Source organism: Methylococcus capsulatus str. Texas = ATCC 19069 (assembly GCF_000424685.1).
Classification (GTDB): domain Bacteria; phylum Pseudomonadota; class Gammaproteobacteria; order Methylococcales; family Methylococcaceae; genus Methylococcus; species Methylococcus capsulatus.
The window spans coordinates 554,245-571,647 of sequence record NZ_KE384224.1 but is presented as its reverse complement, the minus strand read 5'-3'; the positions used below and the strand labels follow the sequence as shown (position 1 = coordinate 571,647).

General features: G+C 60.4%; 14 protein-coding genes. 12 read left to right on the top strand and 2 right to left on the bottom strand.

Annotated elements, in window-relative coordinates; genetic code table 11:
• Positions 1–12 precede the first annotated feature (12 nt).
• Entirely contained in the window at positions 13–1,311 is a 1,299-nt protein-coding gene (locus tag H156_RS0114065; protein ID WP_010960533.1) for a hemolysin family protein, read from the bottom strand.
• A 410-nt stretch (positions 1,312–1,721) separates the two neighbouring features.
• Between H156_RS0114065 and H156_RS0114060 the strand changes: the two genes are divergently transcribed.
• The 12 genes from H156_RS0114060 to H156_RS0113990 all read left to right on the top strand — a co-directional run bounded on the left by H156_RS0114060 (position 1,722) and on the right by H156_RS0113990 (position 15,911).
• On the top strand, positions 1,722–2,984 hold the full coding sequence (locus H156_RS0114060; RefSeq protein WP_017365831.1) for a 6-phosphofructokinase: 1,263 nt from the start codon (positions 1,722–1,724) through the stop codon (positions 2,982–2,984).
• A 51-nt stretch (positions 2,985–3,035) separates the two neighbouring features.
• Positions 3,036–5,168: a sodium-translocating pyrophosphatase gene (locus tag H156_RS0114055; RefSeq protein WP_017365832.1), complete on the top strand. Its 2,133-nt coding sequence runs from the start codon at positions 3,036–3,038 to the stop codon at positions 5,166–5,168.
• A 237-nt stretch (positions 5,169–5,405) separates the two neighbouring features.
• On the top strand, positions 5,406–7,454 hold the full coding sequence (gene prlC / locus H156_RS0114050; RefSeq protein WP_017365833.1) for an oligopeptidase A: 2,049 nt from the start codon (positions 5,406–5,408) through the stop codon (positions 7,452–7,454).
• A 33-nt stretch (positions 7,455–7,487) separates the two neighbouring features.
• Positions 7,488–7,658, top strand: coding sequence for a rubredoxin (locus tag H156_RS0114045; protein ID WP_010960537.1), 171 nt, complete (start codon positions 7,488–7,490; stop codon positions 7,656–7,658).
• Positions 7,659–7,815: 157 nt separating this feature from the next.
• Complete coding sequence (locus tag H156_RS17800; protein ID WP_017365834.1) at positions 7,816–8,106, top strand: hypothetical protein; 291 nt, start codon at positions 7,816–7,818, stop codon at positions 8,104–8,106.
• 428 nt (positions 8,107–8,534) lie between these two features.
• A complete protein-coding gene (locus H156_RS0114020) occupies positions 8,535–9,461 on the top strand; it encodes a Tim44 domain-containing protein (RefSeq protein ID WP_017365836.1) in 927 nt (308 codons plus the stop codon).
• A 35-nt stretch (positions 9,462–9,496) separates the two neighbouring features.
• The gene (locus H156_RS0114015; protein ID WP_017365837.1) at positions 9,497–9,994 is read left to right on the top strand and encodes a TlpA disulfide reductase family protein; all 498 of its coding nucleotides are present in this window, start codon (positions 9,497–9,499) and stop codon (positions 9,992–9,994) included.
• Between the two features lie 4 nt (positions 9,995–9,998).
• Complete coding sequence (gene hemJ / locus H156_RS0114010; RefSeq protein WP_010960541.1) at positions 9,999–10,421, top strand: protoporphyrinogen oxidase HemJ; 423 nt, start codon at positions 9,999–10,001, stop codon at positions 10,419–10,421.
• A 14-nt stretch (positions 10,422–10,435) separates the two neighbouring features.
• Positions 10,436–10,648 (top strand): FmdB family zinc ribbon protein, encoded by a 213-nt coding sequence (locus H156_RS0114005; protein ID WP_017365838.1) that lies wholly within the window; start codon positions 10,436–10,438, stop codon positions 10,646–10,648.
• 66 nt (positions 10,649–10,714) lie between these two features.
• Positions 10,715–11,482 (top strand): helix-turn-helix domain-containing protein, encoded by a 768-nt coding sequence (locus tag H156_RS0114000; RefSeq protein WP_026046005.1) that lies wholly within the window; start codon positions 10,715–10,717, stop codon positions 11,480–11,482.
• Between the two features lie 782 nt (positions 11,483–12,264).
• On the top strand, positions 12,265–15,336 hold the full coding sequence (locus H156_RS0113995) for a hypothetical protein (protein ID WP_036246527.1): 3,072 nt from the start codon (positions 12,265–12,267) through the stop codon (positions 15,334–15,336).
• A gap of 161 nt (positions 15,337–15,497) precedes the next feature.
• The gene (locus H156_RS0113990; protein WP_010960545.1) at positions 15,498–15,911 is read left to right on the top strand and encodes a hypothetical protein; all 414 of its coding nucleotides are present in this window, start codon (positions 15,498–15,500) and stop codon (positions 15,909–15,911) included.
• A gap of 662 nt (positions 15,912–16,573) precedes the next feature.
• Here H156_RS0113990 and H156_RS0113980 read toward each other — a convergent pair.
• On the bottom strand, positions 16,574–17,356 hold the full coding sequence (locus H156_RS0113980; protein WP_010960546.1) for an enoyl-ACP reductase FabI: 783 nt from the start codon (positions 17,354–17,356) through the stop codon (positions 16,574–16,576).
• Positions 17,357–17,403 lie beyond the last annotated feature (47 nt).

Here is a 17,403-nt window from a genome sequence, read left to right as displayed (position 1 = left end):
GCGCTGATCGGACTATCCGGCCGCTGGCGGCAACCGCGTGACCAGGATCTTGTCGACCCGGTTGCGATCCATGTCCACGACCTCGAACCGTAGATCCTGGAATTCGAAGCTGTCGGTCACCTTCGGCACGTTGCCCAGTCTCAGCATGACGAAACCGGCCATGGTGTGGAAATTGCCGGTCTCTTCTTCTGGCAGGGCATCGAGGTCGAAGAGCTGTTTGAAGCGCTCGATGTCGAGCATGCCGTCGATCAGCCAGGAGCCGTCTTCGCGCTGCGAGACCTGCGGTTCTTCCTCGGCGGTTTCGGAAGCGATGGCGCCGACGATCGCTTCCAGCACGTCCGTCAGCGTCACCAGGCCGGTCAATTCGCCGTACTCGTCCACCACCAGCGCCGTCTGCAGGTGCGACCGCTTGAAATGTTCGAGCAGCTGCATCAGGGACAGTGAGTTGGGGACGAACAGCGCCCGGGTCACCAGTTCCGCCAGCTCCGGCTTTTCGCCGGCCAGCAGCCGGTTCAGGACGTCCTTGGTTTTCACGAAACCGAGGACATTGTCCACGCCACCCCGGCATAGCGGGATGATCCAGTGCGGATGGTCGGTCAGGATGCCGCGGTTCGCTTCGTAGGACTTGGTGACGTCCAGGTAGACCACGTCCTTGCGCGGGGTCATGATCGCGCCGACCTTGCGGCTGTCCAGTCGCAGAATGTTTTCCACCAGTTTCTGCTCGACTTCCTCGAACACTCCTTCCAGCGTGCCCTGCTGGAGCAGTAGCTTGATTTCCTCTTCCGTGACCGAGGGCTGTCGGACCGGCCGCGCGCCCAGCAGCCGCAGCACGATGTCGGTGGAGACGCTGAGGAGTTTGACCAGGGGGAGGGCGATGAGGGAGAGGAGATGCATAGGCCGTGCCACGGCCGCCGCAATGGCTTCGGCGTGGAGCAGAGCCAGCCGTTTGGGCACCAGTTCACCGATGATCAGGGACAGATAGGTGATTGCGAAAACGGTGACCGTGAGGCTGATCTCATGGGCGTAGGGTGCCAGTTCCGGCAGCGTGAGCAAGATCGGCTCGAGCTGGCTGGACACCGACGCCTCGCCCAGCGCGCCGTTGAGCACCCCGATCGTGGTGATACCGACCTGAACCGTGGAGAGGAACCGCGAGGGCTGCGCCGCCAGTTCGAGGGCCTGGAGTTCGCCGGTGCCTCCCTTGTCGGCTCGCTGCTGCAACCGGGAACGCCGGGCGGAGACGATGGCCATTTCGGACATCGCGAACAGACCGTTGACGAAGATGAGGAACAGGACCAATCCGATCTGGATCACTTTAGGGTAGCGGGTAGTGGAACAATGGCAGAGCCTCCCGGGCGGGTTGGAGAGGAGCGCCCGGGTGGCGCTCCCCGGCAGACCGGCGGAGTGCGTGCGAAGTGACTGGGCTGCGCGGGAGTGAGAAAAGTTCAGGCCAGAGGCATGAACCAGGATATTCGTCGGACACGAGTCAGTCCGTCAATCGGCCGTCCGGCAAAACCGGCGGTCAGGAAAGGTGGATGATTCGAACATGTTGATCGACAAGAGGCCGATATGCCCCAAGCGTTAGCGTAGCCGTGTCGTGGGTTCGATTCAACTGTTTTCGCGCGCATCCGGGCCGAGACGTGCGGGTCGAAACTTGTTGTAACGGAGGGGGCGTTTGTTCTAAGTTAGGCGCCAGCCAACGATACTCAAAGGGGAGGCGGTTCATGGCGGCGCGGAATGCTTTCTATGCCCAGTCCGGCGGTGTGACCGCCGTTATCAATGCATCGGCCTGCGGCGTGCTGGAGACCGCCCGGCAGTATCCCGACCGTATCGGCACGGTTTACGCCGGGCGTAACGGCATCGTCGGTGCACTGACCGAGGACCTGATCGATACCGGGCTGGAGAGCGCCGAAGCCATCGCCGCATTGCGCCATACTCCCTCCGGGGCGTTCGGTTCCTGCCGCTACAAGCTCAAAGGGCTGGAGGAGAACCGGGCCCAGTACGAACGGTTGATCGAGGTCTTCCGCGCCCACGACATTGGCTATTTCTTCTACAACGGCGGCGGGGATTCCGCCGATACCTGCCTGAAGGTCTCCCAGCTTTCCGAGAAATTGGGTTATCCGTTGCAGGCCGTCCATATTCCGAAGACGGTGGACAACGACCTGCCGATCACCGACTGCTGTCCGGGGTTCGGTTCGGTCGCCAAGTACATAGCGGTATCGGTGCGCGAGGCGAGTTTCGACGTGCGCTCCATGGCTGCGACTTCCACCTGCATCTTCGTGCTGGAAGTCATGGGCCGCCACGCGGGCTGGATCGCCGCCGCCGGCGGTCTGGCGAGTGACGAGCGACATGATCTGGCTCTGGTCATCTTGTTTCCCGAACAGGTGTTCGACCCGGAACGGTTTCTCCGGGCGGTGGACGAAAAGGTCCGGACACATGGCTATTGTTCGGTCGTGGTGTCGGAGGGCATTAGGGGCGCGGATGGCAGGTTCGTCGCCGAATCCGGCAGCCGGGACGTGTTCGGGCATGCTCGGCTCGGTGGGGTGGCGCCGGTCATCGCCGACCTGATCAAGGATCGCCTGGGCTACAAATACCACTGGGCCGTCGCCGATTACCTGCAGCGCGCGGCCCGGCACGTCGCCTCCCGCACGGATGCCGAGCAGGCCTATGCGGTGGGGAAGGCCGGCGTCGAGATGGCTCTGAAGGGGCTCAGCGCCGTGATGCCGGCCATCGTGCGTACCTCGGATTCGCCTTACCGTTGGGAAATCACGGCCGCCAGTCTGGCGGAGGTGGCCAACGTCGAAAAGAAAATGCCCCTCGAATTCATCAGCGCCGACGGTTTCGGCATCACCGAGGCCTGCCGCCGGTACCTCCGGCCTCTGATCGAGGGCGAGGACTACCCTCCCTATGCCGGCGGTTTGCCGGATTATGTGACATTGTGCAATGTCGCCGTCCCGAAAAAACTGGCCGCTTCGTTCAGCGTCTGAGTTCCTCACTCAAATCCGTAACACCAACAACAACGTTCGAGGAGTATCGCTATGGCTTGCTCGGTTCTGTCCTGCGCCCGGGAGGGGCTGTGTTGTCTGATGCGCAATCCGCGGACCAAGGCGATCACCTTGGCCGGGCTCGCGGAATTTCTGGCGCTCGGCCTGCTGGTCGACTGGGGAACGGCGTTTGCGTTCACCGCTGCGTTGTCCGCGCTGCTCTACGGCATCCTGTCCATCGGCTGGGTCAATGCCCAGCCCGCTGGCAACGAGCGGATGGTCGACATCGCCACGGCGATCCAGCAGGGTGCCCAGGCCTATCTCAACCGCCAGTACCGTACCATCGGGATCGTCGGCTGGCTGTTGTTCTTCGTCATCGGGGCTTTCCTGGGATGGTCGATCGCCTTCGGTTTTGTGATCGGCGCCGCGCTGTCCGGCGCGGCGGGGTACATCGGCATGAATATCTCGGTGCGTGCCAATTCCCGTACCGCCCAGGCCGCCATCACGGGGATGGACGAGGCGTTTTCGACCGCGTTCCGGGGCGGTGCCATCACCGGCATGCTGGTGGTGGGGCTGGGGCTGCTCGGCGTAGCCGGGTACTACGCGCTCCTCAAATCGGTCGGCGCGACCGATCCCCTCCATGCCCTGGTGGGGCTGGCGTTCGGTGGTTCGCTGATCTCGATTTTCGCCCGCTTGGGCGGCGGCATCTTCACCAAAGGGGCGGACGTGGGGGCCGATCTGGTCGGCAAGGTCGAGGCGGGGATTCCCGAGGACGACCCGCGCAACCCGGCCGTGATCGCCGACAACGTGGGGGACAACGTCGGCGACTGCGCGGGTATGGCGGCCGATCTGTTCGAAACCTACGCCGTGACCATCGTCGCCACCATGCTGCTGGGAGGGCTCCTGACCGGGGGCAGCGAGGCTGCCACCGTGTATCCCTTGGTGCTGGGCGGCATTTCCATCGTCGCCTCCATCATCGGGACCTTCTTCGTCCGGATCACTCCGGGCAAGAAGATCATGAGCGGGCTGTACAAGGGCGTGATCGTATCGGGAGGGCTCGCGGCCGCGGCTTTCCTGCCGATCACCGGCTTCATGTTCGGCGGCGGCGTCAGCCTCGGCGGCATCGACGTGTCCTGGATCGGCATATTCTTCTCTGCCCTGATCGGGCTGGGTCTGACCGGGCTGATGGTGGTGATCACCGAGTATTACACGGCGACGGAATTCGCCCCGGTGCGTCACATCGCCGAAGCCTCCACCACCGGTCACGGCACCAACATCATCGCCGGTCTGGGCGTGTCGATGAAGGCGACTGCGGCGCCGGTGCTGGCAGTCTGTGCCAGCATCTGGGGTGCCTATGAACTGGCTGGCCTGTACGGCATCGCAGTGGCAGCCACCGCGATGCTGTCCTTGACCGGGATGATCGTCGCCCTCGACGCTTACGGCCCGATCACCGACAATGCCGGCGGCATCGCCGAAATGGCGGAACTGCCCGATTCGGTCCGCGCGGTCACCGATCCGCTGGATGCCGTGGGTAACACCACCAAGGCGGTGACCAAGGGTTATGCGATCGGCTCGGCCGGACTGGCGGCACTGGTGCTGTTCGCCGATTACACGCACAACCTCGGCGGCAACGTCAATTTCGATCTGTCGAACCACATGGTCATCATCGGCCTCTTCATCGGTGGTATGGTGCCCTATATGTTCGGGGCGTTGGCCATGGAAGCCGTGGGACGGGCTGCCGGCGGCATCGTCAATGAAGTGCGGCGGCAGTTTCGGGAGATACCGGGCATCATGGAGTACACCGCCAAGCCCGATTACTCGAAGGCGGTTGATATGCTGACTCAGGCGGCGATCAAGGAAATGGTCGTGCCGTCCTTGCTGCCGGTCGCAATTCCGGTCCTCGTGGGGCTGCTGCTCGGCAAGGAAGCGCTGGGCGGCCTGTTGATCGGCACCATCATCACGGGCTTGTTCGTCGCCATCTCGATGACGACCGGCGGCGGCGCCTGGGACAATGCCAAGAAGCACATCGAGGACGGCAACTTCGGGGGCAAGGGATCGGAGGCGCACAAGGCGGCGATCACTGGCGACACCGTCGGCGATCCCTACAAGGATACCGCAGGCCCCGCCGTGAATCCGATGATCAAGATCATCAATATCGTCGCTCTCTTGATCGTGCCCTTGCTCTGAACCGTCCTGCCTCAGGCCCTCCTGCCTCCTCCGCCCGGCGGGAGGGAGCCGGTCCGCGCCTCCTGGAGGGTTCGTGGCAGGGAAGCCTCGAACCATCGCGTGGGCGGCGAGATTCCGGCCAGGTTTCCTGATATATTTTTCCTTTCCTTTTTCCACGAACCCGGCAGGGGTTCGCGGCCGGGGCCTGGCCGCCGTCCTTGCGGTTTGCAGGATACAAACCGGATTCGAGGTAATGCGATGACCAACCCTTTGCTGGAGGACCACGAACTACCGCCGTTCTCGCGCATCGAAGCGAGCCATGTGTTGCCGGCGGTCCGACAAATCCTGGCCGAAAGCCGGGCCGCGGTGGACGCCTTGCTCCAACGCGGTGGGCCCTATACCTGGGCCGGGCTGGTGGAACCCTTGGACGATCTCGACGACCGTCTGAACAAGGCCTGGTCGCCGGTCGCTCATCTGAACGCCGTGATGAACAGCGAGGCGTTGAGGGATGCCTACAACGCCGCTCTGCCGCTCTTGAGCGAATATGCCACCGAGATGGGCCAGAATGCGGGGCTGTACGCCGCTTTCCGGGAAATCGCCGAAGGCATCGAGTACGCCCGGCTGGACACCGCCCAGCGCAAGATCGTCGACAATGCGCTGCGCGACTTCCGCCTATCCGGTGTGGCCCTGGAAGGGGAGCAGAGGGCGCGTTTCAAGGAAATCGCCCAGGAGTTGTCGCGCTTGGGCAGCCGGTTTTCGGACAACGTGCTCGATGCCACCCAGGGCTGGACGCGGCATATCGACGACGAGGCACTCTTGGCAGGACTGCCTGAAACCGACCGGGCGGTGGCCCGCCAGGCCGCGGAAGCCGAAGGCAAGAGCGGCTGGGTGTTTGGTCTCGCTTTCCCTTCCTATGTCGCCGTCATGACTCATGCCGATGACAGGGGGCTGCGGGAGGAATTCTATCGGGCCTATGTGACCCGCGCGTCCGAAACCGGCCCCCACGGCGGGCGTTGGGACAACGGCGAAGTGATGGAGAAGATCCTGGCTCTGCGTCACGAAGAGGCGAGGCTCCTGGGTTTTGCCAATTATGCCGAGCTATCTCTGGCCACCAAGATGGCGGAGAGTCCCGAACAGGTGCTGGGTTTTCTGAATGATCTGGCGGAAAAGGCACTACCCGTCGCCCGCTGCGACCTGGAGGAGTTGAAGGCATTTGCATGCGAGAACCACGGGCTCGACGAGTTGCAGGCCTGGGACGTGGCGTACTATTCCGAAAAGCTCCGCGAGCACAAATACGCGTTTTCGGAGGAGGAGGTAAAGGCCTATTTTCCTGCAGAGCGCGCGGTTTCCGGTCTGTTCGCGGTGGTGCAGCGGCTGTACGGCCTGGAAATCAGGCGGCGCGAAGGCATCGACGTCTGGCATCCGGACGTCCGCTATTACGAGATATTCGACCGGACCGGCGAACGGCGGGGCGGCTTCTATCTGGATCTCTATGCACGCCCCGGCAAGCGCAGCGGCGCCTGGATGGACGAATGCATCAGCCGGCGCCGTGTCGGCGGCGCCATTCAGACGCCGGTCGCCTATCTGACCTGTAATTTCACGCCGCCCGCGGGTGACGAGCCGGCGCTGCTGCGGCACGACGACGTGGTGACGCTGTTCCATGAATTCGGCCACGGCTTGCACCATCTGCTCACCAAGGTCGAACATCTCGGTGTGTCGGGAATCCGCGGGGTGGAATGGGATGCGGTAGAACTGCCGAGCCAGTTCATGGAGAACTTCTGCTGGGAGCGCGAGGCGCTGGCCCTGATCTCCGGCCATTACCGGACCGGCGAGCCTCTGCCGGACGAACTGCTGGCCCGGATGTTGGCGGCGAAAAACTTCCAGGCCGGCATGCAGACGGTCCGTCAACTGGAGTTCGCCCTGCTGGATTTCCGCATTCATCACGAATACGATCCAGCCCGAGGCGGGCGCGTCTATGAAATCCTCGAGGATGTGCGGCGACGAGTATCGGTCATGCCGCCTCCGGCGTACAACCGCTTTCCCCACAGTTTTCAGCACATCTTCGGCGGCGGCTATGCGGCCGGCTATTACAGTTACAAGTGGGCGGAAGTCCTGTCGAGCGATGCCTTTTCGCTGTTCGAGGAGCGTGGCATCTTCGATCCGGAGACCGGCCATGCTTTCCTGAGCAACGTGCTGGAACAGGGCGGACGTCGGAGTGCCCTGGAGTCTTTCATCGCCTTCCGCGGCCGCGAACCGGACATCGAGGCTTTGCTGCGCCACAGTGGGATGCTCGTATCCGCCGGCTGAGTCTTTCGAATTTCAAACCGACAAGGAGATGCCATGGTCGAATATCACAAATACCAATGTTCCGCCTGCGGCTACATCTACGACGAAACCGAAGGCGATCCGGATGCGGGTCTTCCACCCGGTACCCTTTTCGAGGACATTCCGGAAGGCTGGGGTTGTCCGGAGTGCGGCGTGGACAAGAGCTTCTTCGAACCGCTGGATTGAGCAGAAATCGGTGTCTGCCGGCCGCGCGGCCGGCAGAATTCAGGGATGTCGGTGGGCGGTTGTCGCCGCCGCAGCCTCGAAGACCGAAAAGAGGTCATTGACCTGCATATCCCGCTCGGCGAGTGGAGTCAGCCGGTAGCGTTTTTCCGGAGTCGTCATGGGGTCCATGGTCACTGCCGATGGGCTCGCTGGAATGGCCCGGAGGCTCGTTGCCTTCTCCGATGGATTTGACGAAGCTCACCGATTTCAGCTTGCATTCCTTCTTCGAAGTCTGTGCCAGCTTGATGAACTCGATTTCATCACGCAGGTGCTTCTTGCGGTTTTTCAGACCGCTCTTGGTCTGAGTGCCGAAATCAGCGAAGTAGTTGAACGGCTGGTGGTGGAACTGGAGCCCGGTGTCCGGGCAGTTCGGGAAAGTCGAACCCTGGAGGGATGCGGGTCCGCGTAATTCGGTTCGAGTCCGTTGGTCCAGCCGGGCGCCCCGATGTCGCCGGCGGCGTTGGACCAGCCGTCCGCATACCAGGCCCAGCTCCCGCCGGCCGCGGAGAGCCGGCCGCCGTACAGGTCGTCGAAGCTGTGATTCTCCTGATGGATGATGATGAACCGTTTGATCTTCGTGATTTCGTCGCCGGAGGGGGTGTTGGCCGAAACGGTGCCGGACCCGGTCGCAAGGAGGGCGGCGACGAGGGACGGCTTATGTGCGGACTCGCATCGACTCGGCACCTGTGCGCTCGTTGATGTGTCGGCCGCTGGCGGCGGACAGGCTGATCGTGACAGGTTACGCGCGTAGAAAAGTCCGGAGCCGAGATGGGGGAGTTGTAATTGGCCAGTGCTTCCCCTATAACACCAGCGACGAGTTTGAGGCTTGAGGGCCGTATGAAAAAAATTCTTGGATTCGCACTGAACTCCGTGCTCGTAGCGGCGCTGCTGTTCTCCGGCATGCACGAAGCGTTCGCCAAACGACTGGGCGGGGGAAGCTCCTTCGGGAGTCGGCCTTCGTACAGCGAACCGTATCGGCGTTCGACCGATGGCAACACCTTCTCGCAAACACAGCGGCCGGCGTACCAGCCCGGCCAGCCGGCCACTGCCGCGAGCCAGCGCAACCAGGCGGCGCGTGAGGCCTATGCCCGCCGTGGTGGTTTGATGGGTATGCTCGGCGGTTTGGCGCTGGGCGGCCTGCTGGGGGCCATGCTGTTCGGCGGTGCTTTCGAGCATCTGAATGTTCTCGATCTCCTGCTGTTCGCGGGGATCGGCTTTTTCCTCTACCGGCTGCTGGCCGCGCGCGGGAGCCAGCCGCAGCCCGCGGCAGGAGCCGGCTATTACCCGCATTCGGAAAACCCCGGCGGCGCGAACCCTGCTTCGGGACGTCCCGCTTTTGACACCGATTTGCTGTCCCGGCGGGGAGGCGCGCAGCCGGCGCGATCCCAGCCGGCCGATTTCGACGCAACCGGATTTCTGAACGGCGCCAAGGCTGCCTACCGCCAGCTTCAGGCTGCCTGGGACGAGCGCGATCTGGGGACCTTGCGGGCGCTCACGACCGATAAGGTGTTTGCCGAACTGCAAGACCAGTTGCGGGCGTCGGCCGAGCGTCACAGTACCGAGCTGCTGCGGGTCGATGCGGAAATCCTGGAGGTCAGCGACCGGGGCGACGAGCGTGAGGTCGCCGTGCTGTTCGACGTCACGCTGCGCGAGGCGCCGGCCGAAGAAGCGGCCGTGGTTCACGAGGTCTGGCATTTCGTGCGATCGCGTTCGAGCCGCCAGCCTACCTGGTTCCTGGACGGCATCCAGCAGGTCGAGGCCTGAAGACCGACTCCCTCCGCCGAGGCGGGAGCGCACGGGTGCGGTTCGTCCGGTTCCTCGCCGTCGCAGGTCTGCTGGTACCGGTAATCTGGTTCGGCTGCGGGCCTTTCGAGAGGAAAAACCTGTCGCCGGCCCTGGGGTTCACCACCATCGAGGGGCAAAGGGTGAATCTCGAGGAGTGGCGCGGCCGTCCCGTGCTGCTGGCGTTCTGGGCCAGCAATTGCCGAAGTTGCCTGGAAGAAATGCCGGAGCTCGCTGCGCTGTTTCGGGATTACCAAGGGCAAGGGCTGCGGATGGCGGCTGTGGCGATGCCGTATGATGTGCCCAGCCGCGTCGTATCTCTGGCTGGGAAGGAAGGCTGGCCGTTTCCTGTCGCGCTCGATCCCTTGGGCCAACTGGCAGGCGCGCTCGGGGTCGAACTGGTGCCGAACTGCTACCTGCTGGACGGCGATGGTGCGATCGTCGCGACGTACCTCGGCAAACCGGATTTCCGCGAACTGCGGGGAACGATAGACAAGCTGCTCCGGGAGGGATGAGCGCATGTGGCTGAAAGCTTTTCACCTGATCTTCATGGTGACGTGGTTCGCCGGTCTGTTCTATCTGCCGCGCTTGTTCGTCTACCACACCATGACCTCCGATGCGGTGGGTATCGCCCGGTTCAAGATCATGGAAAGAAAACTGTTCTGGGGAATCATGACGCCGGCGATGCTTCTGACCCTCCTGTTCGGTGTCTGGATGTTGGCCGACTATGCCTGGGCAGTTTACGGCGGCAGCGGTTGGCTGCATGTCAAACTGGTCCTGGTGGCACTGCTGGTCGGCTACCACGTCCTGTGCTGGCAATGGCTGCGGTCGTTCGCCGAAGACCGCAACAGGCGCAGCCATTTGTTCTACCGCTGGATCAACGAAGTCCCGGTGCTGTTTCTTTTCGCCATCGTCCTGCTCGCCAGTTTGAAACCCTTCTGAAGGAGAAGCATCGAATGCCTACCTACGACTATGCCTGCCGGTCCTGCAGCCGAGATTTCACCGTGATGCAGAAAATCAGCGATCCCTTGCCCGTCTGTCCGCACTGTGGTTCCGAATCGGTGATCAAGAAGCTTTCAGCACCCGCCGTGCACGGCGGATCGAGCCATTCTTCGCAGCCCGCGACCGGACATGGCTGCGGTGCGGGCGGCTGCGGCTGCCGGCACTGAGTCCGTCAAAATCGTCCCTCCGGCCGGCTCCGAACCGGGGCGGTGGCCCACGACCCGGCGGTCCACATGGCGTCGAAACAACAGCAGATTCACGACCTGTGGGACGGACTCGCCGAATTCGGCCCGACCCGTGTCAATGAGGCGCTCGACCATGCCATGGCTTCATTGTGCGGGATCATCGGCGCCCAGCAGGCATGCTGGTTCGGCGCGGTGCGCCTGGACTGCCGGGACGATCCGATCGACGGCTGGCGGGTCTGCGCCATTCGCTATCTTCACCCCCACCCCGAGCGGGATGCGGCCTATGCGGAGCATCGCCGCCGTCTCGAACGGGGTGACATCGACCCCAGCATCGTTGCCAATTTGCGTCATGCCGGCCGCTTCCGCGTCAGCATCCAGCACGAAATCGTGCCACCCGGCTGGTACGACGGCGAGTTCTATCGCAGCCTGTTCAAGCCTTTCGGTATCCGCGATGTCTGCTACATGGCGACGCCGGTCAACAGCGGTCTGGAATCCTGGTTCGGCTTCGAGCGCGTCAGTCCGGAAGCGCCTCTGTTCGGAGAAGTCGAGCGTGCCCTTCTGGAGCGGGCAGGTCGGGCACTGAAATGGTTCCACCGGCAGCTCGCTCTCCATCATGGTCTCATGATCGCTTCGCAGCCTCTCACCCCCGCCGAGCGGCGGCTGCTCAGTGCGCTGCTCGGCGGCGCCTCCGAGGCTGAGATCGCCGAGCGGCTCGGCCTCACATCCAACACAGTGCATACCTACGCTACCCGCATCTATAGGAAGTTCGGCGTAAAGGGTCGGACTGGCCTCGTGGCGTTGTGGCTGGGGTGCTGACCACGGGATCCGTCTCTGTACAGAGACTGTTCCCATGGTCAACATGTGGTTTATATTCCATTCCTCCTTTTGTTCGGAAGCGTCGTCCGGAAACGGAACCCCCCTCAACAGAACCGTAAGATTCCATACGGTTGACGGAATAGGTTTCGTCGATTCAAGGCGAAATTAAAACTGTTCGGTTTGGTAAAAAGGAACCGAAGTTCGTTTCGCGCTCTAAAAAAAACCAATTCAGTTGTATTTTGGGGAGTTTGGGCCGGCACGATGAACATAACGATCGATAATGACGCTCCCAAATGACCAGGGGCGCAATCCTGTTCTACGGCAAAAGGGCCACGTCAAGCGGACGCGCCCTTCGACATCAATCAAATCTCCCATCCGCCCGCTAACGAACGGATCGGCGTCGCAGTGCCATACACCCCCAGCCGGTTCAGGATCGGATATCAGGGCGAAGACCAGTTTCAACGTCCTTTGCAGATGAATGGAAGGTGCACCAGCCTGAGCGCGGCCGGGCCGTCGAGCCAAGACTCCCGGGCACCTCTGGATAGAGGATGTTCACCGTCCCCGCATTCGGTGTGTCTTCAGGAAATTTCTGGCCTTGGGGCGATAGAGTCTTAGTGGGCGTAAGTGCAGAAGACGGGAACTAATCACGACCCATGGTGCCAAAAAAGTGTCGGGGTGCGTGCCTACAGAATAGGGAGCCCGAAAGGGGCAGGATACGGAAGGTAAAGAGCAGTGGAGTCGGTCAGTTTTACGACGCACTGTCTATTGAGGAGATGAGAACAATGAAGCAGCCAATGAGCTATCTGCGTTTGGCGGTCCCCGCCTTGTGCCTGCTGTCGCTGGCGGTTCCGCCGGCGGAAGCCAAGAAGGCGGACGACAAGTACAATCGCTATATCACGTTCCAGAACGATTTTCCATTTACTGTCTATCCTGTCATCCAGGTCCCGGCAGACATCTGCGACGGCGCCGCGGCCACTGGGGACAGGCGGATCATCATCAACTATGACGTGAAGACAGAAGGGTTGCCTGCGGGCAAGAAAATAACCGTCTGGATTCCGCGTGACCAAAAACAGGTGAATGTCGGCGGGAAGACGGTCGACAAGAATTGCTGGTATCAGAGCGGCCGTGTCTATATTTTTCCAGTGGCTCTAAAAACGTACGAGGCCAATATAGTCAAATTGGACCCTTTGCAGACAAAAGTCATCACCAAATTTGACGATCCGACGCATCCGTCGGAAGTTGTCGATTGTTACAAGGGGGACAATACCGTAGAAAGTGAGGCAGTCAAGGGAAACTGCATGACAGGTGTGTCCGGTGCCAGCTATTCCGTGGATGCGCCGGCGCAGTTGGCCGAATTCACCTTCGATGCGGACAATCCCACGGATCAAAACATGGATACCGGCGATCCGATGGCGGACATCGATGTGTCCATGGTCGACGAATTGTATATTCCCGTGGCCGGCTCCGTCGCCAATCATGGCGCTACGGGCTACATGGGCGGCTCCGCCGCTACCGTCAACGCGAATGGAGTCAACGACCTGGCTCAATTCAAAAAGCGGATAGACGGCTTCCTTACCGATCCGGACGGCCGCGGTGGAAGGAAAAATGTCTGGCCCGTATTCGCTGCTTACACGAGTCAGTATTTCAATTCCCAAAATAAAGAAATAAATACCTTCAGCGATCTGCTGCCCAAGGAATTGGGAAAGAACGCCGGTAACACTATAATTCCGCACTTTCCTGGTGGTTATAATAGTATCGATATGACCCTGACACGTGGTCCTTCGACGAATTACTACACGGGGACCAACTATGTCACTGACAAGGGGACTCTGATTACCGGCGTGCGGTATGACGAGAAAATGAAAAAGCCTGGTAATCCGCTGGTGCAGCCCTATATCGACCGTTGGATGTATTGGGTGAAACAGAAAGACAATCCAGGATTTTGCGCAGATAAGAATAATTTGGAGCAGCTGAAGTGGCCAGATCATGTCTGCAGGTACGACAGCAAGAAGGCCGTTCAGGACTGCACTTTCAGGCATCAGTATTTTTGCGAGAAATTCCAGGAAAGTGTGAAGGTCGTATGGGATCATTTTACCAACGATCCCGTCGATGGATTCAATCCAAATCAAGCGAAGGTCTGGGAGAAGTGCGGGTTCCCGAAAGCGCCATACCCGACGGATGAGAATACTAAGAATTTCTGTATCATCCAGCAAATCGTAGGCTATGATTCGAAAGTGCTGGGAGGAGACCTCCCGGGGCGCGTGCAGGCGCTTCTGCGCGGCGTCGCCTTTGAGGCCAATGATCCATACGATCCTAACCATCCCAGCGTACCCAAGGCGGACGTACAACAGTGGCAGTTCGATCCGTTCCTGACCTTCGCCGCGCCGTACGACAGCCAGTTCAACCTCAATCCCTATACCAGGTTGGTGCACGACAGTGGCAAAGACGGCCTGGGTTCAGTGTCGTACTCCTTCTCGATCGACGACAAATACGGCAACTTCCGTGATGCGGCGTCCGGCTTCACCGTCGATGCCGGCGGCGTTACCGCGCTGGAGAACAAACGCCCTTACGATCCTTACCAGCAATACACGGTGACCTGGGGATATAACCGGGATCAGTTCAGCCTGGCTTGGCTGAATACCGGTACCAGCATCGAGGCCATAAGGGCCAAGCTGGAGCAGGTCGCCGAAAGCCACGGCAAGCGTCCGTTCCTGCTCAGGGAGGGCGATAAGCTGGCCGTGCTCGGACACGACGCCAACGGTACGTGGCAGCTGACCAATCCGCTGACCACGAAGACCGATCTGGAGGCTCTGGCGGCCCAGGAAAAAGAGAACAGCAAGGGTAAGAACCACACCTATCAGGATTTGATCGACCGTGTTTTCCTCAACAAGCCCGCGGACGTTTTCCCTGCGCAGGCGCTCAACGTCGATGCGGTCAGTGAACAGGCGATCAGTGTTCTGAACTTCGACGTGGACACGGGCTGGTCCGCCGGTGAAGCGCGACTGTACGATCAGATCGCCCTGAAGAAAGCCGATGTTCCGCAGGCCAATAACTGGGTCAGCCTGACGACTTGCGGCCATCAGGTCCCGATCCGGGGTCCGGGGGCCCAGACGCTCCCCTTGGTGTACGACACTGCGAAAGGCTATCTGCCGTGCGAAATCGTGGCGAAGGATAAGTTTGGCGACGAACTGAAGCTGAGCATGGCGCCGGAAAAGAAGACCGGTATCATCGATATTTACACCGGTTCGAAGGTGACGGACTGGACCACTCTGTGGGGTTTTCCGACAGGAAAGAAGCACACCGGCGCACCTCCGGTGACCTCAGACCTCAATGCAAAGGATCTGCAGTATTGTATCGATAATTCGAGCCCGTATTTCAGTGTTTCCGGTTTTTGCAACAATGTGAACGTATCGGCCGTATGGGCCGGGGCGCCACTTGCGCGCGACGTGGTATACATGGGACTCGACTATGTGAATATGCCGCGGGTCGGTGTTTCGATCGCTCAACCACCGAAAAACGGGCCTGATCCCGATGCGGTATTCTGGCCGAATGGTGCCAAGGTGACTGGCGAGCTGATGCCGGACGGGGTGACCGTCCATGTTACCTGGCCGAAAGCCATCATCACGTCTGGCAAGCCGCTCAACTATTCGCTGACGTTCGGCGGACAATTTCAGGCATCCTGCAATACGCAACACAATCCGGATATCAATCCCAATACGTATTGTGACGCGAAGATCACGAAAGGTGACAAGACGCCCAAGAAGATGGACGTCGTTGCCATCAACTACACGGGGACGCCGGTAACGCAATCAGTCCTGCTTTCAGGGACCTTCACGTCTGGAGTCCGCCCTTAATATGTGCGCTCATCGGTAAACGCTGGGCAAATAGCAATGGACTGCAGTCCTGTAACTCGGGGCGGGATAGAGTCTTTATCCCGATTTACGGGATCGTTGGTGACCGGTGGTGGAGAAATCCGGATGACGATACTAATAAAGCTCCGTCAGGGGGATAAATTATGAAAACCAAGTTGATGTTATGCGTATGTGTTTCCATGCTGGGCTTTGGCGCTTCTTTCGAAATAGCCAGCAAGGAGTATTGCTCCATCAAAACACTCAAAGGCACATATACGTATTCCAGTCAAGGGTATTATGCGGGTGAGCCGTATGCCGAAAGCGGGATGGAGTCCTATAACGGCGCCGGTAACGTAGTCAACAATTATACCGATAGTCTGGGGCGTGTGAGTGCTGGCGATACCGCGACCTATGTCATTGGTGAGGATTGTCACGGCACTGTTACCTATAATTCAGGCAGCGTCTACAAAATCTATGTCAGCCCCAACGGCGATAGTATGACCTACATTCTGACCTCAGGGGATGGCGTGATTGCAGGCGCCAGTCGCCGCGTTTCCAGCAAACTGATTCTCAAGTAACTTATTTCATTGTGCATGGCATTATTCGTATTGTAACGCGCTTATCCATCTATTTCTGCACTGCTCTTTGATGGCGGAATAGGCGTCCTATAGAAGGACCAATAGGCAAGGATTTAATATTGCTGTCTGTATCGTTTGTGGCAATATTTCAATCTTTTGTTTTTGGAGTCCAATATTGTGGGCTGTGGCCCCATGAAAAGCGTGGCGGATGGTTCGCTGAAGGGTATTGGCTTGGGGAGCGTGGCTGAGTGGAACCTCAAGAAGTTTCGGGAGGTTCTGGTTTCGGATTCAGCCTACATCGGGGCAAATGCGAAGTTTCAAGGCTGTCTGGGGCCCACAAAACCCTTCAAGGGATTCATTCCGCCGGGTCTGCCGAGTTCTCTCGACGCGTGACGGGCAAGAGGGCAGTGTGCTCACTACGCAGATTCAGGCACCGGCTCAGAAATCCGGTTGCCCCAATCGCTGATCAGGAAGTCGCGGCGTTCGGTGGCGAACGTCGAACATGTGGCGACTCCAGTGAGGAGAGACTGCAGCGGTGGTTGCCGGAAAATGAGCCGGCTCGGAGTCCCCAAGAGCGGACGTTCGTCCGGGTTCCCTGCAAGAGTAGACATGCAACGGGATGGTGGATTCGGTGGAGCCGATTTGCGGCTCCACCGCCGGGCTCAAAAACTCGACAAGCCAACGAAGTTGTAGCCGGCATCCACGTAGAGGATTTCGCCGGTGATGCCGGAGGCGAGGTCCGAGCAGAGGAAGGCGGCGGCGTTGCCGACTTCTTCGATGGTGACGTTCTTCCGCAGCGGCGAGGCCTGTTCGGCCTTCGCCAGCATTTCCCTGAAGTTGGCGATGCCTGAGGCGGCCAGCGTCCGGATGGCGCCGGCGGAGACGGCGTTCACCCGGGTACCTTCCGGTCCCAGCGAATAGGCGAGGTAGCGGACGTTGGCTTCCAGGCTGGCCTTGGCGACGCCCATCACGTTGTAGTTGGGGACGGCGCGTTCTGCTCCCAGATAGGACAGGGTGAGCAGGGAGCCGTTGCGGCCGGCCATCATCGTCCGGCCGGCCTTGGCCAGGGCGGCGAAGCTGTAGGAGCTGATGTCGTGGGCGATGCGGAAGTTCTCGCGGGTGACCGAGTCGATGTAGGAGCCTTCCAGGGCTTCGCGGGGGGCGAAGGCCACCGAATGGACGATGCAGTCGAGCCCGTCCCAGTGCTTGCGCAGATCGACGAACACCTGATCGATTTCGGCGTCATTGGAGACGTCGCAGGGCAGGACGATGGAGGAGCCGCATTCGGCGGCCAGTTTTTCCACGCGTTCCTTGAGCTTCTCGTTCTGGTAGGTGAAAGCGATTTCCGCGCCTTGCGCCTTCATCGCTTCGGCGATGCCCCAGGCGATCGAACGGTTGCTGGCTACGCCGACGATGAGTACGCGCTTGTCTTGCATGAAGCCCATGGGATGCTCCTTCGGGATGGGGTCTTGGGGAAAAGGCGCAGAGTATC

What these genes read in the sequence shown, in the direction of transcription:
- prlC (WP_017365833.1), top strand. Translation starts at nt 5,406, where the DNA reads ATGACCAACCCTTTGCTGGAGGACCACGAACTACCGCCGTTCTCGCGC.
- H156_RS0114060 (WP_017365831.1), top strand. Translation starts at nt 1,722, where the DNA reads ATGGCGGCGCGGAATGCTTTCTATGCCCAGTCCGGCGGTGTGACCGCC.
- H156_RS0114000 (WP_026046005.1), top strand. Translation starts at nt 10,715, where the DNA reads ATGGCGTCGAAACAACAGCAGATTCACGACCTGTGGGACGGACTCGCC.
- H156_RS0113980 (WP_010960546.1), bottom strand. Translation starts at nt 17,356, where the DNA reads ATGGGCTTCATGCAAGACAAGCGCGTACTCATCGTCGGCGTAGCCAGC.
- H156_RS0113990 (WP_010960545.1), top strand. Translation starts at nt 15,498, where the DNA reads ATGAAAACCAAGTTGATGTTATGCGTATGTGTTTCCATGCTGGGCTTT.
- H156_RS0113995 (WP_036246527.1), top strand. Translation starts at nt 12,265, where the DNA reads ATGAAGCAGCCAATGAGCTATCTGCGTTTGGCGGTCCCCGCCTTGTGC.
- H156_RS0114020 (WP_017365836.1), top strand. Translation starts at nt 8,535, where the DNA reads ATGAAAAAAATTCTTGGATTCGCACTGAACTCCGTGCTCGTAGCGGCG.
- hemJ (WP_010960541.1), top strand. Translation starts at nt 9,999, where the DNA reads ATGTGGCTGAAAGCTTTTCACCTGATCTTCATGGTGACGTGGTTCGCC.
- H156_RS0114005 (WP_017365838.1), top strand. Translation starts at nt 10,436, where the DNA reads ATGCCTACCTACGACTATGCCTGCCGGTCCTGCAGCCGAGATTTCACC.
- H156_RS0114045 (WP_010960537.1), top strand. Translation starts at nt 7,488, where the DNA reads ATGGTCGAATATCACAAATACCAATGTTCCGCCTGCGGCTACATCTAC.
- H156_RS17800 (WP_017365834.1), top strand. Translation starts at nt 7,816, where the DNA reads ATGGGGTCCATGGTCACTGCCGATGGGCTCGCTGGAATGGCCCGGAGG.
- H156_RS0114055 (WP_017365832.1), top strand. Translation starts at nt 3,036, where the DNA reads ATGGCTTGCTCGGTTCTGTCCTGCGCCCGGGAGGGGCTGTGTTGTCTG.